Source organism: Variovorax sp. GW531-E2, assembly GCF_059423125.1.
The window spans coordinates 1-25,940 of record NZ_JBWKXQ010000082.1; the positions used below are offsets into that span (position 1 = coordinate 1).

At 68.9% G+C, this 25,940-nt stretch carries 30 protein-coding genes; 9 read left to right on the plus strand and 21 right to left on the minus strand.

Annotation, left to right across the window (positions count from 1 at the left end):
• Positions 1-290: 290 nt before the first annotated feature.
• Together AC07XP_RS29695 and AC07XP_RS29700 are read right to left on the minus strand one after the other, a co-directional pair.
• Positions 291-2,090 carry a hybrid sensor histidine kinase/response regulator gene (locus AC07XP_RS29695; protein WP_495266687.1) on the minus strand — a complete coding sequence of 600 codons (1,800 nt, stop codon included), beginning with the start codon at positions 2,088-2,090 and terminating at the stop codon, positions 291-293.
• On the minus strand, positions 2,087-2,806 hold the full coding sequence (locus tag AC07XP_RS29700) for a response regulator transcription factor (protein WP_495266688.1): 720 nt from the start codon (positions 2,804-2,806) through the stop codon (positions 2,087-2,089). The genes AC07XP_RS29695 and AC07XP_RS29700 overlap by 4 nt, the downstream gene beginning before the upstream one ends.
• A 144-nt stretch (positions 2,807-2,950) precedes the next feature.
• On the opposite strand from AC07XP_RS29700, the gene AC07XP_RS29705 reads away from it, so the two are divergent.
• Complete coding sequence (locus tag AC07XP_RS29705) at positions 2,951-3,415, plus strand: Mpo1 family 2-hydroxy fatty acid dioxygenase (RefSeq protein WP_095746687.1); 465 nt, start codon at positions 2,951-2,953, stop codon at positions 3,413-3,415.
• A 46-nt stretch (positions 3,416-3,461) separates the two neighbouring features.
• Here AC07XP_RS29705 and AC07XP_RS29710 read toward each other — a convergent pair whose 3' ends face one another.
• Positions 3,462-4,280, minus strand: coding sequence for an aminotransferase class IV family protein (locus AC07XP_RS29710; RefSeq protein ID WP_495266689.1), 819 nt, complete (start codon positions 4,278-4,280; stop codon positions 3,462-3,464).
• A gap of 114 nt (positions 4,281-4,394) precedes the next feature.
• On the opposite strand from AC07XP_RS29710, the gene AC07XP_RS29715 reads away from it, so the two are divergent.
• Both AC07XP_RS29715 and rpoH read left to right on the plus strand, forming a co-directional pair.
• Positions 4,395-5,312 carry a LysR substrate-binding domain-containing protein gene (locus AC07XP_RS29715; RefSeq protein ID WP_495266690.1) on the plus strand — a complete coding sequence of 306 codons (918 nt, stop codon included), beginning with the start codon at positions 4,395-4,397 and terminating at the stop codon, positions 5,310-5,312.
• 136 nt (positions 5,313-5,448) lie between these two features.
• Entirely contained in the window at positions 5,449-6,390 is a 942-nt protein-coding gene (rpoH, locus tag AC07XP_RS29720; RefSeq protein ID WP_056577975.1) for an RNA polymerase sigma factor RpoH, read from the plus strand.
• 67 nt (positions 6,391-6,457) lie between these two features.
• On the opposite strand, the gene AC07XP_RS29725 is transcribed toward rpoH, so the two are convergent.
• The 6 genes from AC07XP_RS29725 to AC07XP_RS29750 are packed head-to-tail and all read right to left on the minus strand — an operon-like array spanning position 6,458 to position 11,635.
• Positions 6,458-7,288: a DNA alkylation repair protein gene (locus AC07XP_RS29725; protein WP_495266691.1), complete on the minus strand. Its 831-nt coding sequence runs from the start codon at positions 7,286-7,288 to the stop codon at positions 6,458-6,460.
• Positions 7,289-7,304: 16 nt separating this feature from the next.
• The gene (locus AC07XP_RS29730) at positions 7,305-7,925 is read right to left on the minus strand and encodes an SCO family protein (protein WP_447746932.1); all 621 of its coding nucleotides are present in this window, start codon (positions 7,923-7,925) and stop codon (positions 7,305-7,307) included.
• A 17-nt stretch (positions 7,926-7,942) separates the two neighbouring features.
• Positions 7,943-8,848 carry a heme o synthase gene (gene cyoE, locus AC07XP_RS29735; protein ID WP_159272988.1) on the minus strand — a complete coding sequence of 302 codons (906 nt, stop codon included), beginning with the start codon at positions 8,846-8,848 and terminating at the stop codon, positions 7,943-7,945.
• Positions 8,845-10,068, minus strand: coding sequence for a COX15/CtaA family protein (locus AC07XP_RS29740; RefSeq protein WP_495266692.1), 1,224 nt, complete (start codon positions 10,066-10,068; stop codon positions 8,845-8,847). The genes cyoE and AC07XP_RS29740 overlap by 4 nt, the downstream gene beginning before the upstream one ends.
• A 24-nt stretch (positions 10,069-10,092) precedes the next feature.
• Complete coding sequence (locus AC07XP_RS29745; RefSeq protein ID WP_062481371.1) at positions 10,093-10,776, minus strand: redox-active disulfide-containing membrane protein; 684 nt, start codon at positions 10,774-10,776, stop codon at positions 10,093-10,095.
• The gene (locus AC07XP_RS29750; protein ID WP_495266693.1) at positions 10,760-11,635 is read right to left on the minus strand and encodes an SURF1 family protein; all 876 of its coding nucleotides are present in this window, start codon (positions 11,633-11,635) and stop codon (positions 10,760-10,762) included. The genes AC07XP_RS29745 and AC07XP_RS29750 overlap by 17 nt, the downstream gene beginning before the upstream one ends.
• Before the next feature lie 27 nt (positions 11,636-11,662).
• On the opposite strand from AC07XP_RS29750, the gene AC07XP_RS29755 reads away from it, so the two are divergent.
• Positions 11,663-11,893, plus strand: a complete 231-nt coding sequence (locus tag AC07XP_RS29755; RefSeq protein ID WP_062481367.1) for a twin transmembrane helix small protein — start codon at positions 11,663-11,665, stop codon at positions 11,891-11,893.
• An 80-nt stretch (positions 11,894-11,973) separates the two neighbouring features.
• Here AC07XP_RS29755 and AC07XP_RS29760 read toward each other — a convergent pair whose 3' ends face one another.
• From AC07XP_RS29760 to AC07XP_RS29795, 8 genes are all read right to left on the minus strand, one after another.
• Positions 11,974-12,855, minus strand: coding sequence for a cytochrome c oxidase subunit 3 (locus AC07XP_RS29760; RefSeq protein ID WP_062481365.1), 882 nt, complete (start codon positions 12,853-12,855; stop codon positions 11,974-11,976).
• Between the two features lie 82 nt (positions 12,856-12,937).
• The gene (locus AC07XP_RS29765; RefSeq protein WP_082818316.1) at positions 12,938-13,105 is read right to left on the minus strand and encodes a DUF2970 domain-containing protein; all 168 of its coding nucleotides are present in this window, start codon (positions 13,103-13,105) and stop codon (positions 12,938-12,940) included.
• Positions 13,106-13,158: 53 nt separating this feature from the next.
• Entirely contained in the window at positions 13,159-13,788 is a 630-nt protein-coding gene (locus tag AC07XP_RS29770) for a cytochrome c oxidase assembly protein (RefSeq protein ID WP_095950886.1), read from the minus strand.
• A gap of 37 nt (positions 13,789-13,825) precedes the next feature.
• Entirely contained in the window at positions 13,826-13,942 is a 117-nt protein-coding gene (locus tag AC07XP_RS29775; protein WP_217493469.1) for a cytochrome oxidase small assembly protein, read from the minus strand.
• Between the two features lie 40 nt (positions 13,943-13,982).
• The gene (gene ctaD, locus AC07XP_RS29780) at positions 13,983-15,620 is read right to left on the minus strand and encodes a cytochrome c oxidase subunit I (protein ID WP_062481356.1); all 1,638 of its coding nucleotides are present in this window, start codon (positions 15,618-15,620) and stop codon (positions 13,983-13,985) included.
• A 43-nt stretch (positions 15,621-15,663) separates the two neighbouring features.
• Complete coding sequence (gene coxB / locus AC07XP_RS29785) at positions 15,664-16,842, minus strand: cytochrome c oxidase subunit II (RefSeq protein ID WP_062481354.1); 1,179 nt, start codon at positions 16,840-16,842, stop codon at positions 15,664-15,666.
• A gap of 59 nt (positions 16,843-16,901) precedes the next feature.
• Positions 16,902-17,378 carry a DUF2244 domain-containing protein gene (locus AC07XP_RS29790; RefSeq protein WP_056578078.1) on the minus strand — a complete coding sequence of 159 codons (477 nt, stop codon included), beginning with the start codon at positions 17,376-17,378 and terminating at the stop codon, positions 16,902-16,904.
• Between the two features lie 163 nt (positions 17,379-17,541).
• Positions 17,542-18,456 (minus strand): class I SAM-dependent methyltransferase, encoded by a 915-nt coding sequence (locus AC07XP_RS29795; RefSeq protein WP_307589381.1) that lies wholly within the window; start codon positions 18,454-18,456, stop codon positions 17,542-17,544.
• Between the two features lie 22 nt (positions 18,457-18,478).
• Between AC07XP_RS29795 and AC07XP_RS29800 the strand changes: the two genes are divergently transcribed.
• The 3 genes from AC07XP_RS29800 (at position 18,479) to AC07XP_RS29810 (ending at position 20,098) form a co-directional block, all read left to right on the plus strand.
• Positions 18,479-19,195: a ComF family protein gene (locus AC07XP_RS29800; protein ID WP_492697546.1), complete on the plus strand. Its 717-nt coding sequence runs from the start codon at positions 18,479-18,481 to the stop codon at positions 19,193-19,195.
• Positions 19,196-19,226: 31 nt separating this feature from the next.
• Positions 19,227-19,688 carry a tRNA (uridine(34)/cytosine(34)/5-carboxymethylaminomethyluridine(34)-2'-O)-methyltransferase TrmL gene (gene trmL, locus AC07XP_RS29805; RefSeq protein WP_495266694.1) on the plus strand — a complete coding sequence of 154 codons (462 nt, stop codon included), beginning with the start codon at positions 19,227-19,229 and terminating at the stop codon, positions 19,686-19,688.
• Between the two features lie 116 nt (positions 19,689-19,804).
• On the plus strand, positions 19,805-20,098 hold the full coding sequence (locus AC07XP_RS29810; protein ID WP_495266695.1) for a DUF4148 domain-containing protein: 294 nt from the start codon (positions 19,805-19,807) through the stop codon (positions 20,096-20,098).
• 22 nt (positions 20,099-20,120) lie between these two features.
• Here AC07XP_RS29810 and AC07XP_RS29815 read toward each other — a convergent pair whose 3' ends face one another.
• Both AC07XP_RS29815 and AC07XP_RS29820 read right to left on the minus strand, forming a co-directional pair.
• Positions 20,121-20,591: a MaoC family dehydratase gene (locus AC07XP_RS29815; RefSeq protein ID WP_062479484.1), complete on the minus strand. Its 471-nt coding sequence runs from the start codon at positions 20,589-20,591 to the stop codon at positions 20,121-20,123.
• Positions 20,592-20,662: 71 nt separating this feature from the next.
• Positions 20,663-21,283, minus strand: coding sequence for a nucleotide-binding protein (locus AC07XP_RS29820; RefSeq protein ID WP_070061962.1), 621 nt, complete (start codon positions 21,281-21,283; stop codon positions 20,663-20,665).
• 92 nt (positions 21,284-21,375) lie between these two features.
• Between AC07XP_RS29820 and kefF the strand changes: the two genes are divergently transcribed.
• Both kefF and kefC read left to right on the plus strand, forming a co-directional pair.
• Entirely contained in the window at positions 21,376-22,104 is a 729-nt protein-coding gene (gene kefF / locus AC07XP_RS29825; RefSeq protein WP_495266696.1) for a glutathione-regulated potassium-efflux system oxidoreductase KefF, read from the plus strand.
• Between the two features lie 2 nt (positions 22,105-22,106).
• Entirely contained in the window at positions 22,107-23,969 is a 1,863-nt protein-coding gene (gene kefC, locus AC07XP_RS29830; RefSeq protein ID WP_495266697.1) for a glutathione-regulated potassium-efflux system protein KefC, read from the plus strand.
• Between the two features lie 9 nt (positions 23,970-23,978).
• Here the strand turns inward: kefC and AC07XP_RS29835 are convergent, their stop codons facing one another.
• Entirely contained in the window at positions 23,979-24,929 is a 951-nt protein-coding gene (locus AC07XP_RS29835; RefSeq protein WP_159275423.1) for a M14 family metallopeptidase, read from the minus strand.
• Between the two features lie 16 nt (positions 24,930-24,945).
• The gene (locus AC07XP_RS29840; RefSeq protein WP_495266698.1) at positions 24,946-25,926 is read right to left on the minus strand and encodes a Bug family tripartite tricarboxylate transporter substrate binding protein; all 981 of its coding nucleotides are present in this window, start codon (positions 25,924-25,926) and stop codon (positions 24,946-24,948) included.
• Positions 25,927-25,940: the final 14 nt, after the last annotated feature.

The following is a 25,940-nucleotide window of genomic DNA, read 5'->3' on the forward strand; positions in this document are numbered from 1 at the left end:
CACCACCACCACCACCGCCGCTGCCTCCACCTCCGCACGCCGTCAGGGCCAGCAGCGCGGCCGTCGCGGCGGCCACTGCAGCAGGTTTGAAATTCATGGTCACTCCCTGGTCGATTCTTGTTCGGGGGCAACGCGGACCGCTGTCCGTCGACGCCGTGGAAACCCGAAATTACGACGGGGCCGATGTTCCCGGCAGTGCCAAAAGTCATTGCATGTGTGCCCATCCGGATCGATCGGCACGCAATGAACTACAACGTATTCACTTTCGACCGCAGGCTGTGTGCGGGACGCTACGGCGCCGCTGCGAGCCCTGCCATGGCCTGTAGCAGCGCATCGGGCGCCACGGGCTTGAACAGCACGGGCACGCCCGACTCGCGCACGCGCTGCAGGCGGTCGGGCGAGGTCTCGCCGGTGATGAGCAGCAGCGGCAGTTCGGCGCCGGCATGCCGGCTCAGGCGCAGGCCGGCGTCCAGGCCGTCGACACCGTCGACCAGGCGGTAGTCGCACATCAGCAGGCCGAAGGGCCGACCCTCGGCGCGGGCCTGGTGCAGTGCATCGGCCGCGGCGGCTTCGTCGGCGACGGCGTGCGCATCGATCGCGTGGGAGCGCAGCAGGCCGGTCATTGCCTCGCGGATTTCGAGTTCGTCGTCCATCAGCAGCACGCGACCGGGCAGCGTGGCGGCGCGGCGGCGCACGGACAGTTCGGCGCTGCCGGCCGGGAACGGTCCCACGAGCGCACTGACCTGCGGCGGCACGGTCGGCAACACGACACGGAAGTGCGTGCCGCGGCCCGGGCGCGAATGCATCTGCACCGGATGGCCCAGCAGGCGCGACAGGCGACGCACGATCGACAGGCCGATGCCCAGCCCGCGCGCGCGGTCGCGGCCCGGGTTATCGATTTGATAGAACTCTTCGAAGATGCGGTGCGACTGCTCGGGCGCAATGCCGATGCCGGTGTCGCGCACCTCGATCCACACCGTGTCGCCACGGTCGCGCGCCGTCACGGTCACGCCGCCCTGCACGGTGTACTTGAGGGCGTTGTCCATCAGGTTGGACAGCATGCGGTGCAGCAGCTGCGGATCGCTGCGCACCCACAGGCCGCTGGCGCGCACGCGCAGCTGCAGCTCCTTCTGCTCGGCCTGCGCCGAGAAGGTGTGGTTGAGCGGCAGGAACAGCGCATCGAGCTCCACCGGCTGCGGCGAAGGCGTGATGACGCCCGCGTCGAGCCGGGACACATCGAGCATGGTGTCGAGCGAGGCGCCCAGCGCGTTCACGGCGCGCATCAGGCGTTCGGCGTTGCGGCTCTCGGGGCGGCCGCGCAGTTCGTTCTCGAGCGCGGCGCCGAACAGCGCGATGGCGTGCAGCGGCTGGCGCAGGTCGTGGCTGGCGGCGCCGAGGAAGCGGGTCTTTTCTTCGCTGGCGCGCTCGGTGGCGGCGATCTGTTCGCCCAGGCGCGCGGCCAGCGCTTCGTTCTCGAAGCGCAGCATGAGCGAGTCGGTCAGCAGCCGGTGCTGGCGCACGCCGGCGTGCAGCGTGAGCATCAGGTAGGCCGAGCCGGCCGCGGCCAGGAACAGGTGCAGGCCGTCGCCCTGCCAGGCCAGCGCGATGATCATGCCCAGCGACATGGGCAGCGTGTAGCCGAACAGCGCGGGCTTGAGCGGCCACAGCGACTGCGCGGCGCGCGCGCAGCTGCCGACGATCACGGCCATCAGCAGCGAGGTCATGGGCAGGTTCTCGTGCGGCACGATGAACCAGGGCACCACCGCCGTGATCATGCTCACCAGCGTGACCATGCGCGAGATCTTGCGCGCCCAGTACGGGCTCTCGGAGGCCGGCTTGTCGGGCGTCCAGCGCGGCGTGAAGAAGACGTAGATGTCGACCGCCACCAGCGCCGCCATCCAGAACAGCAGGCGCGCATCGCTGAGCTGCGAATAGATGATGCAGCCGAACACGATCACGAAGCCCAGGTGGGTCAGCGTGGAAATGCCGTAGGTGTCGTAGACCGAGCCGACGTGCTCGCGCAGCACGCGCTGGCCCAGCAGCTGGCCGGCGGCGGCGTCGCCGCGGCCCGCCAGCGTGGCGCCGCTCAACGCAGCATGCTGATCAGCTGGGCGCGCGAGCGCATGCCGAACAGCAGCAGGATGGTCGAGACATGGTTCTTCACCGTGCCCTCGCTCAGGTTGGCCAGTTGCGCGATCTCCTTGTTCGCCTTGCCTTCGAGCACCCACTGCAGCACCTGCATCTGGCGCGGCGTGAGCTCCTGCCAGGCGCTGGCGTGCGCGAACTCCGCGTACCCCGACAGCGACTTGGGCAGCGACGCGGGCGGCAGCGGCTGCTGCGGCGTGCCGTCGGCCTCGAACAGGCCGCAGGCGCGGATGAAGCCCACCATCTCCTTCAGGTCGGCGGACTTGGGCAGGAAGGCGCTGGCACCGAGCGCGAGCGCGCCCTGCGCCAGCGTGCTGTTGGCGGTGCCCGAGAGCACCACGACGCGCGCCGCCGGAAAGCGCAGCCGGAACTCGGCCAGGCCGCTGAGCCCGTGCGTGTCGGGCAGCGCGAGGTCGAGCAGCACGAGGCCGATGGCGACCTCATGCGCCGCGTAGAGCGCGAGCGCGTCGGCGATGTTGCCGGCCTCGAACACCGAGATGCGCGCGCCCGAGGTGGCGGCCTGGGCCTGCACCAGCGCACTCACGCCCAGGCGCAGCAGGTCGTGGTCGTCCACCACCAGGATCGCGCCGGACACGCCGGCAGGCACACCGGTGTCGGTGAGGGGCGGCGGGGGTGCGGAGGGGGAGTCGAAAGAGGCCACGGATTTGATCTTAGCGGCGCAAGCCCCGCGCGACAGTGCCCTAAGTCATGGCGCCCTGACCCGGGCTGGCGCCACTTGCCACGGCGCGGCGCCGTGGGCACCATGGACGTCTTGCCGCAACGCACGGCGCCCCGGAGACCTGCCATGACCCACACCGCCGCCGCCCCGCTCGCCACCAGCGAGCGCAAGGTCGACCGCCTGCTCGCCCACTACGAGGAGAGCCACCGCCATCCGACCAACGAGCTGATCCACTTCGTGGCCATTCCCGCGATCATGCTGAGCATCGTCGGGTTGCTGTTCGCGATCCATCCGTGGGTGGCCTACGCCTTCGTGGCGGCCAGCCTCGTGTACTACGCCCTGCTGCGCTCGCCGGCCTTCCTCGTCACGATGCTGGCGCTCACGGTGCTGGCGCTGGTGGCGGTGCATGCGATGGGCACCGCGGTGGCGCCGGTGTCGGCGGCGATCTTCGTGGTGGCGTGGATCTTCCAGTTCGTCGGCCACAAGATGGAAGGCAAGAAGCCTTCGTTCTTCGAGGACATCCAGTACCTCTGGGTCGGTCCGCTGTTTGTGCTGTCGAAGCTGTTCGTCAAGCTCGGCATCCGCTGGTAGTCGGCGGGTGATCTGGCGCGCAGCGTCCGCGCGCGAGAGGCTTCCTTCAGGGCGACACGAGCGCCTCGGACTCATAGGCCCGGTGCAACAGTTCCACGAAAGCCGGCGCTGGCGGCAACACCACGTCGCCGATGCGGTGCACCGCCACGCCCGGTGTCCACGAGTTCATGACCACGGCGCCGGCCAGCGCGGGCAGGTCGGCCATCCGCAGCACCTGGCTGCGCTGCGGGACACCGAGGCGTTCGAGCTGCCGGCGCACGATGCCCATCGTGGTGCCGGCCAGGACGTCGGCTTCGGGCCACACCACCGCCTGGCCGTCCCAGAAGGCCAGGTTCCAGATCGACGCCTCGCCGAGCCGGCCGTGCCGGTCGAGAAAGGCCGCGTCGCCGAAACCCTGCGCGACGGCCTGGCGCAGCAGTTGGGTCTTGGCGCCTTCGCCGACGTGCTTCACGGCCGGCAGGAAGCGCTCGTGTTCGATCGCGGCCAGGGTCAGCGGGCCGGCGGGGCCGTTGGAAGGTGGGCCGGTGCGGATCAGCACCTCGGGCACCGCGTCGACCGCGGTGAACTCGCCGGCCGGGGAGTAGACGGTGGCCGTCAGCGACAGGTCCGCCGGGCCGGCCGCGAGCGCGGCCCGCAGGTGGGCGCGCACCGTGTCGTCGGGCAGCGCCTGGCCGAACAGGGTCTGCGAGGCGAAGCGCAGCCGTGCCAGATGGAGGTCGAGGCCCCGCACCCGGCCGCCGCGGACCTGCATGGCGGTGAAATGGGCGTGGCCGGCGAAGGCCAGCGACGCCAGGGCCTCGGCGGGTGCGGGTTGGCCGCTGCGTTGCACGACGAAAGTGGAAGAGGAAGGGACGCTGGCGGACATGGTTTCGTTGCTCCTGGAGGGGATGGATCATCAAGTTCCTGAACTATCCCGCGTTGACTTTCCCAGGAGAAACGAATAGTTTTTGGAAAATCATCAAAAACTATTTGAAGATCGATGCACCCCAGACTGCTCCCCGGCACCCGCGCCCTGCGCACCTTCGAGGCCGCCGGGCGGCACCTGAACTTCACGCGGGCTGCCGAAGAAGTCGGACTGACGCCGGCGGCCGTGAGCCACCAGATCAAGGAGATCGAGGAGCAGCTCGGCGTGGTGCTGTTCACGCGCACCAGCCGCAGCATCCGCCTCACGCCGGCCGGCGCCGTGTGGTTCGAGGCCACCGCCGACGCGCTCGACACCCTGCGCCGCGCCGCCGGCCGCGCCCGGCGCATGGCGCGCGGGGCAGCGACGCTGCGGCTGTCGACCAGCGCCCGTTTCGCGACCAACTGGCTGCTGCCCCGGCTGCCGCAGTTCCGGGCTGCGAACCCAGGGTTGGAACTGGGTTTCGATATTTCCGATGCGCTGCGGGATTTCGACGCCGACGACATCGACGTGGCGATCCGCTTCGGCAACGGGCAAGACCCTGGCACGCGCGCGCAGCGGCTGTTCGACACCGTCATCGTGCCGGTCTGCAGCCCCAGGCTGCTGGCCAGCGGCCCCCCGCTGGCAACACCGCGCGACCTGTTCCAGCACACGCTGTGCTACGTCGACTGGAAGACCGACGGCATGGTCTGGCCGAACTGGCCGATGTGGATGGCCGCGGCGGGCATCGAGGGCTTCGACGACAGCCGCTGCATCGGCTTCGCCGACTCGAGCGACGTGGTGCGCGCCGTCACCGAGAGCGGCATGGTCGGACTGGCCGACCTGGACATGATCGGCGCCGACCTCGCCCAGGGCCGGCTGGTGCGGCTGTTCGACATCGGCGTGCCCATGGCGGCGGGCTACGCCTACCACCTGGTCTACCCGGAAGGCAGCGCCCAGGACCCGCGCATCCTGGCGTTCCAGGACTGGCTGCTGGGGCAGGCGTCCAGGACTTGAAAAACGCCAAACGGCATACAAATATCCAACAAATCGCGACAAAAGCTATCGCAACGATAGAAACCCAAGGGAACCCTTGGCTTAGCACTCCCTCTAACCGAGTGCTAATATGACCGCCACAAAGGAGTTTCCCCTGATGACAACGCTGTCTGGAGTCTCTGCCAACCAGCTGGCCGTCGCCAACCCCTGGTCGATGGTCCCCCCGCTGGGCAACCTGGATGCCTACATTTCGGCCGCCAACCGCCTGCCGCTGCTCACGCTCGAAGAAGAGCAGGGCTTCGCACGCAAGTTGCGCGACCAGAACGACCTCGAAGCCGCCGGTGCGCTGATCCTGTCGCACCTGCGCCTGGTCGTCTCGATTTCCCGCCAGTACCTGGGCTACGGGCTGCCGCACGGCGACCTGATCCAGGAAGGCAACGTCGGTCTCATGAAGGCCGTGAAGCGTTTCGACCCCGACCAGGGCGTGCGGCTGGTGAGCTACGCCATGCACTGGATCAAGGCCGAGATCCACGAGTACATCCTGAAGAACTGGCGCATGGTCAAGGTCGCGACGACCAAGGCCCAGCGCAAGCTGTTCTTCAATCTGCGCTCGATGAAGCAGGGTTTCAAGGCCGACTCGGCCGCGGCCGACAACGGCACGCACCGCGAGACGCTGAGCCCCGACGAGGTCTCGCAGATGGCCACGCGCCTGAACGTGAAGCCCGAGGAAGTGCTCGAGATGGAAACCCGCCTGTCGGGCGGCGACGTGCTGCTCGATCCGGGTCCGTCCGATGACGGCGACGAAGGCTTCGGCCCCATCGCCTACCTGGCCGACGCCACGCAGGAACCGACCGCTTTGCTCGAATCGCAGCAGCGCGACCGCCTGTCGAGCGACGGCATCGCCACCGCCCTGGAGGCGCTGGACGACCGCAGCCGCCGCATCGTCGAAGAGCGCTGGCTCAAGGTGAACGACGACGGCTCGGGCGGCATGACGCTGCACGACCTGGCCGCGGTGTACGGCGTGAGCGCCGAGCGCATCCGCCAGATCGAAGTGGCGGCGATGAAGAAGATGAAGAAGGCGCTGGCCGAGTACGCGTAAGCGTCGCAACCGCCCTCCTCCACGAAAAAGCCCGGCAGTGCCGGGCTTTTTTTCGTTCGGGGACGCTTCAGGGCGTCGACTTGGTCAGCGTGCGCAGCGCCCGCTTCGCGATGTAGCGGGTCTCGGCAACCGGCGACTCGGCCACCCAGCGCGTGCACAGCGTCTCGACCCACTCGGGCTGCGTCTTGCTCGCGTCGTTGAGCCAGTTGGCGACCGAGTTCTGCACGTAGCGATGCGCGTCGGCGCGCAGCGGCTCCAGCAGCGGCAGCGCCAGCCAGGGCTCGGCCTTCAGCGTCTCGATCTGCGCGCACCACACGCCGCGCGGGCGCGTGAGCTCGCTGGCGAAGCGGCGCACGTTCGGATCGGCATCGGCCACCCAGGGCTGCAGCAGCGCCAGCGCCTCGTCGAGCGAATCGATGACGCTGTCGCGCACCGCCATCCAGGCGAACTCGCGCACGCCGAAATGCGGGTCGGCGGCAAAGCGGCGCACGGCGTCGAGCTGGGCCGCCAGCGGCAGGCCCGACAGCGTGATCCACTGCACCGCCCAGCAGCGCGCCACGTCGCTCGTGTGCGTGGCCAGCCGGTGCGCCACGGCATCGCGCTCGGCGTGTTCGGCCGTCATGTCGTACAGCGCCCGCGCGATGTGGCTGTGGCGCTGCATGGGCTTGAAGGCGGCCAGCATGGCGAGCGTGTCGTCCAGCCGTTCGTGCGCCGCGTCGAGGCCGACATGGCCCGCCACGCTGCGCGCGAGCAGCGGCAGTTCGAGCGCGAGGAATTCGTTGAGGTTGACGGTCTCGAGCAGCCCGCCGTTCAGCGCGCCCAGCACCTCGGGCGGAATGAGTGCGATGCGGAACGCGCCCTTGCGCGACTTCAGGTGCGCGACCGATGCGGCGTCCATGCCCCGGGCGCCCGGCTCAGGACGCAAGCAGCGTCTTCAGGTCCGACACCATCGCCGGCACGCCCGCGCCGTAGCGCGCGTAGAGCCGCAGGCGGCCCTGCGGGTCGTAGATGTAGCTGGCGGCCGAGTGGTCCATGGCGTAGCTGGTCGGCGTCTTGCCGTCGACCTTCTTGTAGTAGACCTTGAAGTCCTTCGCGACGGCGGCCAGCTGCTCGGGCGTGGGAATGAGCGCCACGAAGCTCGGATCGAACGCGCCCATGTAGGCCTTGAGCACCTCGGACGTGTCGCGCGCCGGATCGACAGTGACGAACAGCACCTGCAGCTTGCTGCCGTCCGCGCCCAGCTGCTGCTTGACCTGCGCCATCTCGGTCATGGTGGTCGGGCAGACGTCGGGGCACTGCACGTAGCCGAAGAACAGCACGACCGCCTTGCCCTTGAAGTCGGCCAGCGTGCGCACCTTGCCATCGGCGTCGGTGAGCGAGAAGTCTTTGGCGTAGTCGGCGCCCGTGATGTCGACCGCCTGGAAGCTCTGCTTCGGCTGCTCGCTGCAGGCCGAAAGGCCCAGGCCCAGCGTGGCCGAGGCGGCCACCCAGCCGGCCGTGGCGGCGATCGATTTCAGGGCATTGCGCTTGTTCATGGGCAGGTGAGGTCCGGTCAGCGGAGGTAATGGTCGACGAGCAGCGCCGCGAACAGCACGCTCAGGTGGATGAGCGAAAACCGGAAGGTCTTGCGCGCCAGCGTGTCGGAGTAGTTGCGCCACAGCGCGAAGGCATAGCCGGTGAAGCCGATGCTCACGCCGATGGCGACCACGAGGTAGAGCCAGCCGCTCATGCCGTAGATGAAGGGCATCAGGCAGGCCGCGAACAGGATGAAGGTGTACAGCAGCACCTGCAGCCGCGTGAACTCGTTGCCGTGCGTCACGGGCAGCATCGGCAGGCCGGCCTTGCGGTAGTCCTCGACGCGGTACAGCGCCAGCGCCCAGAAGTGCGGCGGGGTCCACAGGAAGATGATCAGGAACAGGATCAGCGCCTCGGGGCCGACGTCGCCCGTCATGGCGGCCCAGCCCAGCACCGGCGGCATGGCGCCCGAGGCGCCGCCAATCACGATGTTCTGCGGCGTCAGCGGCTTCAGGATGACGGTGTAGATCACCGCGTAGCCGACGAAGGTGGCGAAGGTGAGCCACATGGTGAGCGGGTTGACCGTGAACCACAGCAGCGCTGAGCCGGCCGCGCACAGCAGCGCCGAGAACACCAGCGCCTGCATGTCGCTGAGCTGCCCGCGCGCCGTGGGGCGCCAGGCGGTGCGCTTCATCTTGGCGTCGATGCCCTTCTCGACCAGGCAGTTGAATGCGGCGGCGGCGCCAGCCACCAGCCAGATGCCGATGCAAGCCAGCACGCCGCGCTGCACGTCGGCCCACGACGGCAGGCCGGGCACGGCCAGCACCATGCCGATGAGCGCGCAGAACACGATCAGCTGCACCACGCGCGGCTTGGTGAGCGCGTAGAACTGGCGCAGCACGTTGGCGGTGCTGGCGTGCTGAACAGGAATCGGGGTGCTCACGCGGTGGCTTTCTTCGGTTGGGGGGTGCCGCGCGCATTGTCGACGGCGCGCGGAATCGATGCAGCGGCGGCACTTTCGCGCCGGCTCTCGCACAGCGCCCAGGTCAGGACCACGGCCAGCGCCGCGGCGCCGCCCGTGTGGAGCACGGCGGCGGCCAGCGGCCAGCCGAGCAGCACGTTGCCCAGGCCCGTGGCCAGCTGCAGCAGCGCCAGGCCAGCCAGCCAGTGCGCCTGCGAACGCAGCGCTTCGAAGCGGCGCAGGCGCCAGGCCAGCAGGCCGAGCGCCACGAACACGGCATACGCCATGAGGCGGTGCGCGTAGTGGATGGCGGTGAGGGCGGAAAAATCGAGCGGCTGGCCCTCGCCGGTCACGCCGAGGTGGCGCCAGATCTCGAAGCCCTGCGCAAAGTTCATCGACGGCCACCAGCTGTCCTGGCAGGTCGGGAACTGCGTGCAGGCCAGCACCGCGTAGTTGGTGCTGACCCAGCCGCCCAGGGCGATCTGGAGCACCAGCAGCACCGCCGTGGCGATCAGCCCGTTGCGCAGGGCCGGCGACACGGCCGTGGGCAGGCGCTGCGCCGCCACTTGGCGGTAGCGCACGGCCTGGATGCACAGCAGCGCGAGCAGCACGATGGCGCCCATCAGGTGCATCGTGACGATGGCGGGAAACAGCTTCCAGGTGACGGTCATGGCGCCGAAGGCGCCCTGCAGGCAGACCCAGACCAGCGTGGCCGCCGGCCACCAGGCGCTCAGCACGACGTGGTGGTGCGCGCTGTCGACCGGTGGCGCGGGCTGGCGCCGCTGGCGGCGGCGCACGATCCAGGTGGCGCCGGCCAGCGTGAGGATCAGCACCCCGACGCCGGTCGCGAGGTAGCGGTGGACCATCTCGATCCAGGCCTTGCTGTGCGTCACCGGGCCGGTCGGCTGGGCCGCCTGCGCCATGGCGATCTCGTGGCGTGCGCCGGCCGGGCTGGCGTTGCCGTAGCAGCCGGGCCAGTCGGGGCAGCCCAGACCCGAATCGGTGAGCCGCGTGAAGGCGCCGAACAGCGTGAGGTCGAAGGTGAGGAACAGCGTGAGCACGGTCAGCGCATGCAGCCGCCGCGCGGGGCCGGAGCCGGCGTTGCGGCGCCACACCCAGACCAGCGGTCCGAGCGCGAGCAGCACGCCGGCGCCCATCATCCAGGCGATCGGCGTGAGGTCGTAGAGGGAGCTCGTGTCCATGAGGCGGTGGTGGTTCGCGCGGGCTCAGCGGCCCGCTTCGTCCCACGACGACGAGGCGCGCAGCAGGCGGTCGATGTCGCGCTTGGCGCGGCTCGCGCCGGCGGCGTCCATGCGGGCCGGGAAACGCATCATCCAGTTGCCCATCGGATCGACCACGTAGAGGTGCTCGGACAGCGCGTGCCCTTGCACGGGCGCGAGCCAGCGGGCGAGTTGGTCGGCCGGCACGCGCAGCACGGTCGCGCCGTGCAGGCCGTTGGTCAGGCGCTCGGGCACGGGCGCCGCATCGCTCACGAGCCAGACGCGGTCCAGGCGGTCTTTTTCGCGGCCCAGGCTCTCGCGCAGCTGGCGCTGCAGGTACAGCTGCTGCTCGCACAGCGCGTCGCAGGCGGCGTCGGCCACCGCCACCAGCAGCCACTGGCCCTTGAGCGTGGCCAGCTCGACCGGCGCGCCGCTGCGGTCGGTTGCCGTGAGGCGGGGCATCTCGCGTTGCGGATCGATCAGCTCGCCGTACACGCTGCGGCCCTCGGGGCGGATCACGTAGTAGGTGAAGTAGGAGGCGATGACGGGCGCCGCGCACATCAGCAGCACGGCGATCATCTTCCAGCGCCCGTGGACGGTGCGGCGGTTCTCGGCCTCGTCCAGTGCCTGGCCCGGCGACGGCATCGAGTGCACGGTCAGGCCCAGCGGCTCGTCAGAGGCCGCGGCCATCGCGTGCGCGGCGCCGCGCGCGCCGGAAGGGGGAGATGAATTGGAACCAGACATAGAGGATGACAACGAGGGCCGACAGGCCGAACCACTGGAATGCGTAACCGTAGTGCCTCTCCAGGCCCAACGCCGGGGCCGGCCAGTCGCGCTGCAGGCCCTCGGACGCCGGCCCGCTCTGCTGCAGCGACACGTCGGTGCGCAGCGGCAGCTGGGTCTCGCCGCGGAATGCCTCCAGGTCGAGATTTTGCCGGATGGGGGAAGACCCCTGAATGCCCGGTGCCGGAGCGCTGGCGCCGGCAGCCGAAGGGGCCGGCGCGGCGGCCGATGCCGCGGACGCCGGTGCGGCCGCAGCCTTCGCGCCGAGTTCGAACAGATGGCTCGGCGGCGGCTCGATCAGCGCCGTGAGTTCGACGATGCCCGGCGGCGTCTCGACCACGCCGAGCTGCGTGCGGTCGACGAAATTGCGCTGCACCCAGCCGCGCTGGACCATCACGGCCTGCTCGCTGCCTTCGAGTGCGAACGGCGTCAGCACGTAGAAGCCCGGCGTGCCGTGCATCTGGCGGTTGTCCAGGTAGACCGTCTGCGCCGTGAGCCACAGGCCGCGCAGGCGCACCGGTCGGTGCATCTCGCCGGCGGCTTCGCCCAGCGCCAGGAACTCGGCCTGCGACAGCGGGGCTTTCAGCTTCTGCGCGTCGATGCGGGCCTGCAGCGCCTCTTTCTGCGCGGCGCGCGACAGCTGCCAGCGGCCCAGCGACACGGTGGCGGCCAGCGCCAACACGGCCGCCAGCGTCACGACCAGGAAACGGCCCCGGCCCGCGCGGCGGCGCGGCGTGGCAGAGGAAACGAGAGGCTCGGGGGTCACTGGAGCGGACGGGGCGTGCGGCCGATAATGCGGGTCATGAAATATTTCGTCGCCCTGATCTTTCTGGGCATCTTCGCGAGCCTCGCTTTCGCGCTCTACTTCATGCTGAAGGACGGTCGCGACGGGCAGAACAAGCGCGGCGGCATGGCCCGCGCCCTCACCTTTCGGATCGGCCTGTCGGTCTTTTTGTTCCTGTGCATGCTGCTGGCCTGGAAACTCGGCTACATCCAGCCCACCGGGCTCCCGCTCGGGAAGTAACAGATGGTGCTCGTTCCACGAGAACCATGAAAAAGGCGCCTTACGGCGCCTTTTTTCTGGAATGCCGTGAGGTTTCTCGCTCAAAGCCAATAGACCAGCACGTAGAGACCCAGCCAGACCACGTCCACGAAGTGCCAGTACCAGGCGGCGCCTTCGAAGCCGAAGTGACGCTCGGCGGTGAAGTGGCCCTTCTGCAGGCGCAGCGTGATGAACAGCAGCATCAGCATGCCGATGAACACGTGCAGGCCGTGGAAGCCGGTCAGCATGAAGAAGGTCGAGCCGTAGGTGCCCGAGCTGAGCTTGAGGTTCAGTTCGGTGTACAGGTGGAAGTACTCGTAGCCCTGCACGCCCAGGAAAATCACGCCCAGCAGCACGGTGAGCCACATGAAACGGATGCACTGTGCGCGGTGGTCGGCGCGCAGCGCGTGGTGGGCAATGGTCAGCGTCACGCCCGAGCTCAGCAGCAGCGCGGTGTTGATGGTCGGCAGCCAGAACGGGCCGACGGTCTGGAAGGGCTCGATGATGCCGGCCGGCGAACCGGTCACGCCGGCGGCGACGCTGGGCCACACGGCCTTGAAGTCGGGCCAGAGGATCGCGTTGTCCAGGCTGCCGAGCGTCGGCAGCGCGTGGGTGCGGGCCCACCACAGCGCCGTGAAGAAGGCGCCGAAGAACATCACTTCCGAGAAGATGAACCAGCTCATGCTCCAGCGGTACGAGAGATCGATCTTGTGGCCGTACTGGCCGCTCTCGCTCTCGCCGACGGCGGCGCGGAACCACACGAAGAGCGTGCCGAGCCAGATCACCATGCCCAGCAGCAGCGACCAGGCGCCCCACTGGTGGCTGTTGATCCATTGCCCCGCGCCGAGGATCACGAAGAACAAGCCGATCGCGGACACGACCGGGTAGGCCGAGGGTCCGGGCACGAAGTAGTAGGGCGTGGTGCCGTGGGTGGTTGAACTCATATCAGCTCCTGGCTTTCTTTCTTCTCTCGATTCAATGATTCTGGAGATCGTGGTTTTTTGTCTTTGGCTCAGCAGGCAGCGCTCAGGCGGCCGCGACCACATGCCGCACCAGCAGCACCAGCCCGACCACGAAGACGATCACTGCGGCAAACGCCACCACGATGACGTGCAGCGGATTGAGCTTGCCCAGGTCTTCCTTGTAGGCGCTGTTGCGGCGCACCCCGAAGAACGACCAGCCCACCGCCTTCATCGTGTCCCACAGCGTGGGCTTGCGGCGCGGGGCTTCGGGCGGCAACGGCGAGGTCACGAGCGCGGCTCATCGGCGACAACATGCGAAACGGCGGCCACCGGGGCCGGAGGCGTCTTGCCGCCCACCTCGAAGAAGGTGTATGACAGCGTGATGGTCTTGACGTCCTTCGAGATCTTCGGATCGATCACGAAAGCGACCGGCCACTGCTTCTTCTCGCCCGCATCGAGCGTGTACTGGTTGAAGCAGAAGCACTCGAGCTTGTTGAAGTGCGCCGCCGCCTGCTGCGGTGCGTAGCTGGGGATGGCCTGCGCGGCCATGCGGCGGTTCTGCGTGTTCTGGAACTCGTACATCACCGTGTTCAGCTGGCCCGGGTGCACTTCGATGAAGCGCTCGGCCGGCTTGAAGTCCCACAGGCCACCACGCACGTTGGAGTCGAACTCGACCTTGATCGTGCGGGTCATGTCGACCTGCGTGTTGTCCGGCACGCGCACGTTCTTGGCGCCGCTGGCGCCGCCTGGCACCTGGAGCTCGGAGAGCGCGAGGATGTTGATGCCGGTCATCTCGCAGATGGCGCGATACATCGGCACCAGCGCATAGCCGAAGGCGAACATGCCGCAGGTCACGACGGCCAGCTTGCCGACCATGCGGACATTGGCGCGGCGAATGCGTTGACCGAGGCTCATGCTGTTGCTTCCGTTCGGGGGGTGCGATGCGGCGCGGTCAGCGACCGCTGAACCAGACCATGCGGACGATGAAGCCGATGAAGAAGATCACCGCGATGGAGGCCAGCGTGAGCCCCATGCGTCGGTTGTTCTTTCTTTGTTCAGGCGTCGTCATCGTCGTGCGGTCGTGGTGCTTGTGCAGCGTGCGCGGGTGATCAGCCGATCACCTTGGTGGCGGTCACGTCGAGCTTGGGCGGGTTCTCGAAGGTGTGGAACGGGGCCGGCGACGGCACTTCCCACTCGAGGCCTTCGGCCGCTTCCCAGGGCTTCTGGGCCGCTGCTTCACCCTTGCCGCGCATCGAAGGCAGCACGATGAACAGGAAGAAGTAGACCTGCGCGAAGCCGAAGAAGAACGCACCCACCGAGGCGATGGCGTTGAAGTCGGCGAACTGCATGGGGTAGTCGGCATAGCGACGCGGCATGCCGGCCAGACCCAGGAAGTGCATCGGGAAGAAGGTGACGTTGAACGAGATCAGCGACCACCAGAAGTGAACCTTGCCGCGCGTTTCGTTGTACATCACGCCGGTCCACTTGGGCGCCCAGTAGTAGAAGCCCGAGAACATGGCGAACAGCGAGCCGGCCACCAGCACGTAGTGGAAGTGCGCCACCACGTAGTACGTGTCCTGCAGCTGCGTGTCGATCGGCGCGACCGCGAGGATCAGGCCGGTGAAGCCGCCCATCGTGAACACGAAGATGAAGCCGACCGCGAACAGCATGGGCGTCTCGAAGGTCATCGAGCCCTGCCACATGGTGGCGATCCAGTTGAAGATCTTCACGGCCGTGGGCACGGCGATCAGCATGGTCGCGTACATGAAGAACAGCTGGCCCGTGAGCGGCATGCCGGTCGTGAACATGTGGTGGGCCCACACGATGAACGACAGGATGGCGATCGACGAGGTGGCGTACACCATCGAGGCGTAGCCGAAGAGCTTCTTGCGGGCGAAGGCCGGGACCACCTGGCTGATGATGCCGAAAGCCGGCAAGATCATGATGTAGACCTCGGGGTGGCCGAAGAACCAGAAGATGTGCTGGTACATCACCGGGTCGCCGCCGCCGGCGGGGTTGAAGAAGCTGGTGCCGAAGTGGCGGTCGGTCAGCGTCATCGTGATGGCGCCTGCGAGCACGGGCATCACGGCGATCAGCAGGTAGGCGGTGATGAGCCAGGTCCAGCAGAACATCGGCATCTTCATCAGCGTCATGCCGGGGGCGCGCATGTTCAGGATGGTGACGATGATGTTGATCGAGCCCATGATCGACGAGGCGCCCATGATGTGCATCGCGAAGATGCCGGCGTCCATCGAGGGGCCCATCTGCAGCGTGAGCGGGGCGTACAGCGTCCAGCCGGCTGCGGGCGCGCCGCCGGGCATGAAGAACGAACCGGCCAGCATGATGGCCGCCGGGATCAGCAGCCAGAAGCTGAAGTTGTTCATGCGCGCGAACGCCATGTCGGATGCGCCGATCTGCAGCGGGATCATCCAGTTCGCGAAGCCCACGAAGGCCGGCATGATGGCGCCGAACACCATGATCAGGCCGTGCATGGTGGTGAACTGGTTGAACAGCTCGGGGTTCACCATCTGCAGGCCGGGCTGGAACAGCTCGGCGCGGATCAGCAGGGCGAGCACGCCGCCGATCATCAGCATCGTGAAGCTGAACAGCAGGTAGAGCGTGCCGATGTCCTTGTGGTTGGTCGCGAACACCCAGCGGCGCCAGCCGGTGGGCGCGTGGTGATCGTGATGGTCGTCGTGTGCGTGGCCGCCGGGGGCGTGACCGTGGGGGTCGAGGACTGCGCTCATGTCGTTGTTCCTTGCAATTTCTTCTTCGCGGGGCGCCGTCGGATCACTTGCCGCGCAGGGCCAGCACTTCGGCCGGTTGCACCAGCTGGCCCGTCTTGTTCGACCAGCTGTTCTTGGTGTACGTGGCCACGGCCGCGAGGTCGGTGTCGCTCAGCTGCTTCCAGGCAGGCATGGCACCGTTGTTCTGGCCGTTGAGCAGCACCAGCAGCTGCACCTTGTGGTCGGAATCGGTCACCTTGGCTGCGCCGTCGAGCGGCTTGATCGGGCCTGCGCCCTTGCCGTTGGCCTGGTGGCAGGCCGCGCAGTTGGCGGCGTAGACCTTCTCGCCGCGTGCCAGCATGTCGGGCAGCGTCCAGACCTTGGTCGGGTCGTCGAGCTTGGCGGCGGCTTCCTTGCGCTTGGTGGCGACCCAGGCGGTGTAATCGGCAGCCGACAGCACCTTCACGTGGATCGGCATGTAGGCGTGTTCCTTGCCGCACAGTTCCTGGCACTGGCCGTAGTAGTCGCCCACGGTCTCGGCGCGGAACCAGGTGTCGCGCACGAAGCCGGGAATGGCGTCCTGCTTGAGGCCCAGCTGCGGCACGGCGAAGGCGTGGATCACGTCGTTCGCGGTGGTGATGATGCGGACCTTCTTCTGCACCGGCACGACCATCGGGTTGTCGACCTTGAGCAGGTAGTCGTCGGGCATGGCGCCCTTGGCACCGGCGTCGGACATGGCACGCTGCGAGCTGTCCAGCGTGGAGATGAAGGCCAGGCCCTCGCCTTCGCCGTTCAGGTAGTCGTAGCCCCACTTCCACTGGTAGCCCGTGGTCTTGATCGTGAGGTCGGCGTTCGTGGTGTCCTTCTGGGCCACGAGCACCTTGGTGGCGGGCAGCGCCATCACGATCACGATGAGGAAGGGCACGATGGTCCAGATGACCTCGACCACCACCGATTCATGGAAGTTCGCGGCCTTGTGGCCCACCGACTTGCGGTGCTTCCAGATGGAATAGAACATCACCGCGAACACGGCGACGAAGATGACCGTGCAGATGATCATCATGATCGTGTGGAGCAGATGCTGCTCCTGCGCGATCTTGGTCACGCCGACCGGAAGATTCAGCTGGCGCACCGCGGGGCCGCCGGGCAGATCGTTGACTGCGTGCGCCGCGTTGCTGAACGCCGCGCCGGCCGCCAGCAACAGATTCGCCGGCCTGTACTTATTGCGCCAAATGCTCTTCATCGTGTTCACGTTTCTTCAATTTTTCGAAAACCCAACCGTGCAGCACCGCGCGAGCCCCCTCAGGCGCCACGCAACGCCATGCGAATCTCGCGCGCCAGTGCGGCTCGCAACTCCGGGCGTACATAGCGCCCCACCCTGACCGATCGACCTTGCCCCGAGACCTCGATCAGCGAACGATCGCCGGTCTGCGGTTCGATCCGCACCTGGTGCGGAAGAAATTCCGTGCGTTCGTAGTGCCCACCGTTCTCGAGCTCCACGACGAGGCGTCCGCCCTGCAGCGCGATCCGTTCGCCATCGGTGGCATGCCGCGCGTACATCATGAACGCAAAGCCCACCGCGGCCAGTTCGAGCCAGGCGAATGGCAATACCAGCGGCGCACCGTGCAGCCAGAACACCATGCCCGTTCCCAGAGATACCACGCACAGCGAGGCGTAGAGCCAGCCCAGCTGGCTCGGCGTCACCGAGCAATTGCGTTTCAGGAACCAGTGGATGTTCTGGCCTGAGACGGTGGCAAAACGAAACACGGAATTCGACACGGGCGAGTTCAGCAAATCGGTGCGTCGATGGTGGCCAAACCCCTCGTACAAACAGGATCCGACACCCCTCGATCACGGGACAATACCCGCGAGTTTCACGCAACGGCGGATTGTAGCGGGTAGAGCGCGGGCCCCGCGCACCGAATGAGGGCTGCCGGGTCGCTCAGGCGCCAGGGCGGCCGCGCTGGAGCATCGATCGCATCTCGCGCAGCGAGACCGCACTCTCGGGCGACAGCGCGACGCGCGGCGTCGGCTTGAAGGCGTGGCCGTAGATGACCTCGAAGGTCAGCGCGATGCGGCCCTCGCCTTCCGCGGCCGGCGCCAGTTCGGGCAGGGCCTGCTTGAGCGCGCGGTGCCAGGCCTTGCCGCGCAGTGCGGGAAAGCGCGCCGGATGCAGGTTGCGCCCCAAGGTGCGCAGCTCGGCCAGGGCGGCCTCGGGGGTGGCCCAGGTGAGCACGATGCGCTCCATGTCCATCACCGGCTCGGCGAAGCCGGCATGCACGAGCATGTCGCCCCAGTCGTGCATGTCGGTGTATTCATGGCCGGCGGCGGGCCAGCCGAGCCGGGCGTGCAGGGCGCGCAGCTCGCGCACGGTGTCCGGGCCCAGGCAGGAGAACATCAGGAAGCCGTTGGTCGCGACCAGCCGGTGCCACTGCGCGATCAGCGCCTCGGGATCGGCCGCCATGTGCAGCGACATGTTGGCCCAGAGCAGGTCGACGCCGTCTTCGGGCGGCGCGTCGAAGCGGGCCTTGCCGCCCTGCCAGCGGCGCGCGCTCCACCAGGGGGCGGTCAGCGCCTCGCCGGTCCGGTCGGCCAATGCGGGTTCGGATTCGATGACGAAGGCTTCGGCGTCGCGGTAGCGGCGGGCCAGCAGCGCGTGCGCTTCGAGGCCGCCGCGCAGCGGCGACCAGTCGGCCCAGGTGCGGGGCTGGGCCTTGATCCATTGCAGCCGGTCTTCCATCCGGCGGCCGATTTCCTCGTGCAGCCAGGGCGAGCCCTCGGCGGGCGCGAGCCGGCGCCAGCGGTCGGCCGCCGTGGGATCGATGGTCGGCGGTCTTCTTGCGGGGTCGGTGGCCATGGGGCCGTGAGTATATTGAGGCATGTACAACCGCCGGGCCCTGAGGCCTTTCACCTCGCTGCTCGCGCGGCTGCCCAGCCAGTGCGAGGTCTGCCGCGCCTGGCCCGCACAGCGCGTGTGCGACGCCTGCGTGGCCCGCTTCGCGCCGCCGACCCCGCGCTGCGGGGGCTGCGCGCTGCCGATGCCCGAGGGCGTGGCGCGTTGCGGCGAGTGCATCAGGCACCCGCCGCCGCTCGACGCCTGCCTCGCCGCCTGCACCTACGCCTGGCCGTGGCCCGACTGCATCGCCCAGTTCAAGTTTCGCGGCGAGGCGGGCTGGGCCGGCCCGCTGGCCACCCTGCTGCGCAGCGCGCCGTGGGTGGAGCCGGCGCTGGAACAGTGCGACCTCGTGCTGCCGATGCCGCTGGCGCCCGGCCGACTGGGCGAGCGCGGCTTCAACCAGGCGCACGAGCTCGCGCGCCGGCTGGCACCGGCCAAGACCGACGCCACCCTGCTGCTGCGCACGCGCGACACGCCCGCGCAGAGCGGCCTGCCGCGCGCCGACCGGCTGCGCAACCTGCGCGGCGCCTTCGCCGTGGAGCCGCTGCGCGCCGACGGCCTGCGGGGGCGGCGCGTAGTGCTGGTGGACGACGTGATGACCAGCGGCGCCTCGCTGTTCGCCGCGGCCGCCACCTTGCGCCTGGCAGGCGCGGCGCACATCACCGGCGTGGTGCTGGCGCGGACCGACCCGCCGCGCTGAAGCCACCGGCGGCGCCCGCGACAATCGGCGCATGTTCCATATCGTCCTGGTCCACCCCGAAATTCCGCCGAACACCGGCAACGTGATCCGGCTCGCGGCCAACACCGGCTGCACGCTGCACCTGGTGGAGCCGCTCGGCTTTTCGATGGACGACCGCCTGCTGCGCCGCGCCGGGCTCGACTACCACGAGTACGCCGAGGTCAAGCGCCACGCCGACTGGGCCGCGCTGCTGGCCACGCAGCAACCGCCCACCGAGCGCATGTTCGCGCTGACCACACGCGGCTCCCGCCCGGTGCACGACGTGCGTTTCCAGCCCGGCGACTGGCTGGTGTTCGGCTCGGAAACCGCCGGACTGCCGCCGCCAATCCGCGATGGCTTCGCCGAGGCGCAGCGCCTGCGATTGCCGATGCGTGCCGGCCAGCGCAGCCTGAATCTGTCGAACGCGGTGGCGGTCACGGTGTTCGAGGCCTGGCGGCAAAACGGTTTCGCCTGACGGCCCTTCACGCGGCAGGGGCACATCCGTTCGGCGCCGGGCGGCGTATGGGAAGGCATGCCGGTGATTCGCACCGGCATCCGTCCCCTCAACGCCGAATGCCAAGGAGTCCCGCCATGCACACCACCACCCTGCGCCTGATCACGATCGCCGCCCTCGCCTTCGCCGGCGGCGCCCATGCCTTCCAGGGCGAGCAGAACCCGCTGCCGCCCGCGCCCTTCCAGTCCTCGCTGACGCGTGCCCAGGTCCAGCAGCAAGCCCTGCAGCCGCTGCAGATCAGCAACGGCGGCACCGGCGTGGCCCGCCCGACCGCGGGCAACGTCGACCGGGCGGCGGTGCGCGCGAGCGCCGTCGGCATCACCCGGCAGGGCGCCGCCGCCTACGGCGAAGTCACCGACCGCCGGATGTAAAGAGAAAAAGAAGAAAAACCGCTCAGGGAAAACGGCGCACCACCGACTCGGCGACGCACGCCGGCTTGGCGGCGCCTTCGAGTTCGATGGTGGTTTCCCAGGTCATCTGCAGGCCGTTGTTGGGAATCGGCTCAGCACTCAGCAGCTTCATGCGGGCGCGCAGGCGCTGGCCCACGGGCACCGGCGACATGAAGCGCACGCGGTTCAGGCCGTAGTTCACGCCCATGCGCGACTCGACCACGTCGATCGCCGTCTCGAAGAACTTCGGCAGCAGCGACAAGGTGAGAAACCCGTGCGCGATCGGCGCGCCGAAGGGGCCGGACTTGGCCCGCTCCACATCGACGTGGATCCACTGGTGGTCGCCCGTCGCCTCGGCGAACTGGTTGACCTGCTGCTGCGTCACGCTGATCCAGTCGCTCACGGCGACCTCCTGGCCGACGCAGGCGGCAAGATCCTGAAGGGTCTGGAATGTCTTTTTGGTCATGCGGGGCATTCTGGTGCCAAGGGCACAAGGCTGGCTGTCGGACTTGCGACAACCGGGAATCGGGGAAATCCGGGATCAGTTCAGGCGTCGAGCCATTCGCAGATCGGCGCCCACTGGTCCAGGTCGCGCTGCACGCGCCCCGGCGCGATGTCGAACAGCGTGAGCCCGCGCGCGGCCAGCTGCACGTAGTTCTGCGTGTCGCGCAGCTCGCCCAACACGGGCACGCCCAGGCCGGCGATGAACTCGTGCAGCCGGTCGGCCGCCAGCGTGCGGGCGTTCACGCGCATGCCGACCAGGCCGATGCGGGTCTTCTCGGCGCGGCGGCTTTCCAGCAGGCGGTCGAGGAAATCGCGCGTGGCGTAGATGTCGAAGATGCTCGGCTGCAGCGGCACGATCACGCGGTCGGCCAGCGCCAGCACTTCCTTGAAGCGCCAGCCGTGCAGGCCGGCCGGCGTGTCGAGCACCGCGTGGGTGGTACCGCGCGGCGGGCGCACCACGGTGCTGTCGCCGGTGGCTTCCCAGGTGGCGATGGGGCGGGCCTGCGGCGGGCGCAGGCCGAGCCACAGCCGCGAGGACTGCTGGCGGTCCACGTCGCCGAGCATCACGGCATGGCCGCGGCTCGCGAAGTAGCCCGCAATGTTCGTTGCAATCGTCGACTTGCCCACGCCTCCCTTGGGATTGGCGACCAGAACCACCGGCATGAGGATCTCCTCCAGAACGGGAACAGGGCTGGATGGTAGTCGCCCCGGGTTGCGCGTCGGCGACGGCGGGCCGTCTGCGTTATGTTCGCCACATGACGACAACAACATCCGCGGAGAACCCCGCCAGCAGCATCTATGTGCTGGCGGCCCACCCCCACTGGCGCGATTCGCGCGTGAACCGCCGGCTGTTCGCCGCCGCGCAGCGCGTGCCGGGCGCCGACGTGAACGACCTGTACGGCAGTTACCCCGATTTCGCCATCGACGTCGAGGCCGAACGCGAGCGGCTGGCGCGCGCGGACCTGGTGGTGCTGCTGCACCCGATCCAGTGGTACTCGATGCCGCCGCTGCAGAAGCTCTGGGTCGACGACGTGCTGGGCTACGGCTGGGCCTACGGCCCGGGCGGCACGGCCCTACAGGGCAAGGACTGCTGGCTGGTCGCCACCACCGGCGGCCCCGAGCCGAGCTATCACCCGCAAAGCTACAACCGCTACTTCTTCGACGCCTTCCTGCCGCCTTACGAGCAGACCGCCGCGCTGTGCGGCATGCGCTTCCTGCCGCCGCTGCTGCTGCACGGCGCGCGCCGCGCCAGCGAGGCCGAGGTGGCCGCGCACGTCGAGGTGTTCGTGCAGCGCCTGGAAAGCTACCCGGTGTGGCCCGAGATGGACGAGCTCGATGCCTGCATCGCCTGCCCGGTGCCCGAGACCGACCGCCCCGCGGAATCCGACGACGTGGGCCAGGTGATGGCCGGCGCGTTCCACAGCGCGATGACGCACGGCCTGGCCGTCGCCAACGGCAGCAACAGCACCCACAAGGCGACCTGAGCATGGAACACGCACCCGCCTGGCTGACCAGCAGCCTGATCTACCTGAGCGCCGCCGTGCTGGTGGTGCCGCTGTCCAAGGCCCTGGGCCTGGGATCGATCATCGGCTACCTCGTGGCCGGTATCGCCATCGGCCCCTGGGGCCTGGGCCTCGTGTCCAGCGTGGAAGACGTGCTGCATTTCGCCGAGTTCGGCGTGGTGCTGATGCTCTTCCTCGTGGGCCTCGAACTCGAGCCCAAGCGCCTGTGGAGCCTGCGCCGCCCGATCTTCGGCTGGGGCTCGGCGCAGGTGCTCAGCTGCGCGGCGGTGCTGTTCGCCGTCGGCTGGGCCGTGGGCGCGCCATGGCGCGTGGCACTGGTGGCCGCCCTCGGGCTGGCGCTGTCGTCCACCGCGATCGCGCTGCAGGTGTTCGGCGAACGCAACCTGCTGAAGACGCCCAGCGGCCAGGCCGGCTTCTCGATCCTGCTGTTCCAGGACGTGGCGGCGATCCCGATCCTTGCGCTGCTGCCGCTGCTGGCCGGCGCCACGGCGGCCGAGCAGGCCGTGAGCGGTCTGGACCGCGCGCTCGAGGCGCTGAAGATCGTCGGCGTGATCGCCGGCATCATCCTCGGCGGCCGGCTGCTGCTGCGCCCCATCCTGCGCTGGATCGCGCGCAGCGACACGCCCGAGATCTTCACCGCCGCCGCGCTGCTGCTGGTGGTGGCCATCGCGGCGCTGATGCAGTTCGTCGGCCTGTCGATGGCGCTGGGCGCCTTCCTTGCCGGCGTGCTGCTGGCCGAAAGCGAATACCGGCGCGAGCTCGAGACCGACATCGAGCCCTTCAAGGGCCTGCTGCTCGGGCTGTTCTTCATCGCGGTGGGCATGTCGATCAACTTCGGCGTGCTGCTGGCGAACCCGGGGGTCATGGCCTTGCTGGTGGTGAGCTTCCTGGTCATCAAGCTGGGGGTGATCTACGCGCTGGCCAAGGCCATGGGCCTGGCCTACCAGGAGCGGCCCGTGTTCACGCTGCTGCTGGCGCAGGGCGGCGAGTTCGCCTTCGTGGTGTTCCAGGCCGCCGGGCCCGACGTGCTGCCGCCGCAGACCACCTCGCTGCTGATCGGCGCGGTGGCGCTGTCGATGCTGCTGTCGCCGCTGCTGCTGGTGCTGCTCGACAAGTTCGTGCTGCCGCGCTACAGCCACGCGGGCGGTCCGCAGCTGGAGGAAATCTCGGAACAGCAGGACGCCAAGGTGCTGATCTGCGGCTTCGGGCGCTACGGCCAGATCGTCGGGCGCCTGCTGATGTCGCAGGGCCTGCGCGTGACGGTGCTCGACCACGACGCCGACACCGTCGAGGGCCTGCGCCAGTTCGGCTTCCGGGTGTTCTACGGCGACGCCACGCGGCTGGACCTGCTGCGCACCGCGGGCGCCGGCACGGCGCGCGCCATCGTGGTGGCGGTGGACGACATCGAGCAGTCGCTGGACATCGTCGACCTGGTGCGCGAGAACTTTCCGCAGGCGCGCATCATTGCGCGCGCACGCAACGTGACCCACCTGTTCCAGCTGCGCGACCGCGGTGTGCAGGACATCGAGCGCGAGGTGTTCGAGTCGTCGCTGCGCAGCGCGCGCTCGGCGCTGGAGGCGCTGGGCTGGCCGGCGGCCGAGGCGCGCGAGGCCTCGATGCGCTTCCGCCAGCGAAACCTCAAGCTCAGCGACGAGATCTACCCGCACTACAAGGACCGCGCCAAGCTGATCGCCGCCAACAAGGCGGGCCGCCAGCAGTTCGAGGAACAGATGGCGCGCGAGCGCGAGGAGCGCAAGCTGCGCTCGGGCCAGGACTGGGACCGGCTCGGCGAAGACGAACCAGCGGGCGACGCGAAGGCGTCCTGAGGCCCCAGGTCAGACCGGCACGGTCAGGTACACGCCCTCGCGGCCGATCACTGGTGCGCGGGTCGGCATGAAGATCGTGCAGCCGTCGCAGGGCGAGCGGATCTCGCGCCCAGCCTGCACCGCGATCAGCTCACCCTGGTCGAAGGTCTCGAAGCCGAGCACGGGCCGCACGAAGGCGAAGTCGTCCGACGTGACCATGTGGACCTCGAGCAGCCGGAAGCGGCGCGCGGCCACCGGCACGCGCGGCACCGGGTCGACGAGCCCGAGGTGCGCCAAAAAGCGCAGCGACACGTCGGTGGCCAGGTCGGCCGCCGACTGCGCGAAATGCTGGCCGCACTCGACCACCACCGCGCCGCCGTCGATGCCCGGCTCGCCGTGGCGGCCGTAGGCCGTGACGCCCGTGCCGGGCGCGGCGCCCACGGGCATCACGAGGTGCACCGCCGGGCCGCCGACGGCCTGCGCCAGGCCTGCATTGCGCTCGAACTCCGGGTAGACCCAGAAGGGCTGCACGGGGGCGCGCGTGGAATGGATGTCCAGCACGTAGTCGGCCGCGTCGAGCACGGGCCGCAGCTCGCGCGCGCGGCGCAGCTCGGGGCTGTGTTCGGTGCCGTCGAGCAGCTCAGGCGACCAGATGCGGTTCAGGTTGTGCACCAGCTGGCGGTTCTCGTAGGGCCGGTCGATGTCGAAGGCCTCGTAGGCCTCGACGTTCGCGAAGCTCACGGTGAGCGTGCCGATCTTCGGGCGCACGCCGGTGTCGAGCAGGTGCGTGGCCGCGACCATGCCGCAGATCTCGTTGCCGTGCGTGAGCGCGTTGACGAGCACGTGCGGGCCCGGCTTGCCGGACGCGAAGCGGTGCACGTAGTCGATGCCGGTGTTGCCCTGGCGGTAGGCCGAGAGGTCGCGCGGCAGCACCTCCAGCGGTGCGGTGTCGGGTGCGAAGGTCGGCAGTGTCTGCGTCATGGAACCGGCCACCCGTTCACTCGCCGCGGATGCCGGCGCGCTTGACCATCTCGCCGTACAGCGCGAGCCGCTCCGACATCATGGCCGTGAACTGCGCGGGCGACTGCGCCTCGGGCGCGAGCGAGCCGCGCGCCAGCAGTGCCTCGACCATCGTCGGCTGCTCGGCCACCGTGCGCACCGCCTTGTGCAGCGCGGCGATGACCTCGGGCGGCGTCTTCGCGGGCGCGGCCAGGCCGATCCACGAGGTGGTGTTCAGCACCGGATAGCCCAGTTCGGTGAAGGTCGGCACGTCGGGCAGCGCCGCGACGCGCGTGGGCGAGGCCACGGCCAGCGCGCGCAGCTTGCCGGCCTGGATGTGCGGCAGGAAGGGCGCGAGGTTGTCCAGGCCGAACTGCACTTCGTTCGAGATCAGCGCGGTCACCAGCGGGCCGCCGCCGCGGTAGGGCACGTGCGTGGCGTTGAGCTGCAGCTGCGACTTCATCAGCTCCACGTTGAGCTGGCCCATGCTGCCCGGCCCGGCGCTGCAGAAGTTGAGTTCGCCCGGGCGCGACTTCACCAGCGCCACGAACTCCTTGAAGGTCTTGGCGGGCACGGCCGGGTTCACCAGCAGCACGTTGATGGAGCGCGCGAGCTGGCTGATCGACAGGAAATCCTTGATCGGGTCGTAGCCCGGGTTGGCCTGCGTCAGCGGGTTGGCCAGGTGCGAGCTCTGCGACGACACCACAAGCGTGTAGCCGTCGGGCTTGGCGCGCGCCACCTGGGCGCTGGCGATGGAGCCGCCGGCGCCGGCGCGGTTGTCGATGACCACCGGCGTGCCCAACGCCTTCGACAGCGGCTCGGCGTACAGCCGCGCGATCAGGTCGACCGAACCGCCGGCCGGGAACGGCACCACCAGCGTGACCGGGCGGGCCGGAAAGGCCTGGGCGCGCGCGGACAGGGGCAGCAGCGCCGCCGTCAGGCCGGCGCCGAGGATCTCGCGCCGACGCAGGGCGGGCACGGCGGGGGTGGTGG

Excerpts from the sequence above, each read along its gene's own strand:
- AC07XP_RS29705 (WP_095746687.1), top strand. The coding sequence starts at position 2,951 with ATGACCCACACCGCCGCCGCCCCGCTCGCCACCAGCGAGCGCAAGGTC.
- AC07XP_RS29710 (WP_495266689.1), bottom strand. The coding sequence starts at position 4,280 with ATGTCCGCCAGCGTCCCTTCCTCTTCCACTTTCGTCGTGCAACGCAGC.
- AC07XP_RS29715 (WP_495266690.1), top strand. The coding sequence starts at position 4,395 with ATGCACCCCAGACTGCTCCCCGGCACCCGCGCCCTGCGCACCTTCGAG.
- rpoH (WP_056577975.1), top strand. The coding sequence starts at position 5,449 with ATGACAACGCTGTCTGGAGTCTCTGCCAACCAGCTGGCCGTCGCCAAC.
- AC07XP_RS29725 (WP_495266691.1), bottom strand. The coding sequence starts at position 7,288 with ATGGACGCCGCATCGGTCGCGCACCTGAAGTCGCGCAAGGGCGCGTTC.
- AC07XP_RS29730 (WP_447746932.1), bottom strand. The coding sequence starts at position 7,925 with ATGAACAAGCGCAATGCCCTGAAATCGATCGCCGCCACGGCCGGCTGG.
- AC07XP_RS29740 (WP_495266692.1), bottom strand. The coding sequence starts at position 10,068 with ATGGACACGAGCTCCCTCTACGACCTCACGCCGATCGCCTGGATGATG.
- AC07XP_RS29745 (WP_062481371.1), bottom strand. The coding sequence starts at position 10,776 with ATGGCCGCGGCCTCTGACGAGCCGCTGGGCCTGACCGTGCACTCGATG.
- AC07XP_RS29755 (WP_062481367.1), top strand. The coding sequence starts at position 11,663 with ATGCGGGTCATGAAATATTTCGTCGCCCTGATCTTTCTGGGCATCTTC.
- AC07XP_RS29760 (WP_062481365.1), bottom strand. The coding sequence starts at position 12,855 with ATGAGTTCAACCACCCACGGCACCACGCCCTACTACTTCGTGCCCGGA.
- AC07XP_RS29765 (WP_082818316.1), bottom strand. The coding sequence starts at position 13,105 with ATGAAGGCGGTGGGCTGGTCGTTCTTCGGGGTGCGCCGCAACAGCGCC.
- AC07XP_RS29770 (WP_095950886.1), bottom strand. The coding sequence starts at position 13,788 with ATGAGCCTCGGTCAACGCATTCGCCGCGCCAATGTCCGCATGGTCGGC.
- AC07XP_RS29775 (WP_217493469.1), bottom strand. The coding sequence starts at position 13,942 with ATGACGACGCCTGAACAAAGAAAGAACAACCGACGCATGGGGCTCACG.
- ctaD (WP_062481356.1), bottom strand. The coding sequence starts at position 15,620 with ATGAGCGCAGTCCTCGACCCCCACGGTCACGCCCCCGGCGGCCACGCA.
- coxB (WP_062481354.1), bottom strand. The coding sequence starts at position 16,842 with ATGAAGAGCATTTGGCGCAATAAGTACAGGCCGGCGAATCTGTTGCTG.
- AC07XP_RS29795 (WP_307589381.1), bottom strand. The coding sequence starts at position 18,456 with ATGGCCACCGACCCCGCAAGAAGACCGCCGACCATCGATCCCACGGCG.
- AC07XP_RS29800 (WP_492697546.1), top strand. The coding sequence starts at position 18,479 with ATGTACAACCGCCGGGCCCTGAGGCCTTTCACCTCGCTGCTCGCGCGG.
- trmL (WP_495266694.1), top strand. The coding sequence starts at position 19,227 with ATGTTCCATATCGTCCTGGTCCACCCCGAAATTCCGCCGAACACCGGC.
- AC07XP_RS29810 (WP_495266695.1), top strand. The coding sequence starts at position 19,805 with ATGCACACCACCACCCTGCGCCTGATCACGATCGCCGCCCTCGCCTTC.
- AC07XP_RS29815 (WP_062479484.1), bottom strand. The coding sequence starts at position 20,591 with ATGCCCCGCATGACCAAAAAGACATTCCAGACCCTTCAGGATCTTGCC.
- AC07XP_RS29820 (WP_070061962.1), bottom strand. The coding sequence starts at position 21,283 with ATGCCGGTGGTTCTGGTCGCCAATCCCAAGGGAGGCGTGGGCAAGTCG.
- kefF (WP_495266696.1), top strand. The coding sequence starts at position 21,376 with ATGACGACAACAACATCCGCGGAGAACCCCGCCAGCAGCATCTATGTG.
- kefC (WP_495266697.1), top strand. The coding sequence starts at position 22,107 with ATGGAACACGCACCCGCCTGGCTGACCAGCAGCCTGATCTACCTGAGC.
- AC07XP_RS29835 (WP_159275423.1), bottom strand. The coding sequence starts at position 24,929 with ATGACGCAGACACTGCCGACCTTCGCACCCGACACCGCACCGCTGGAG.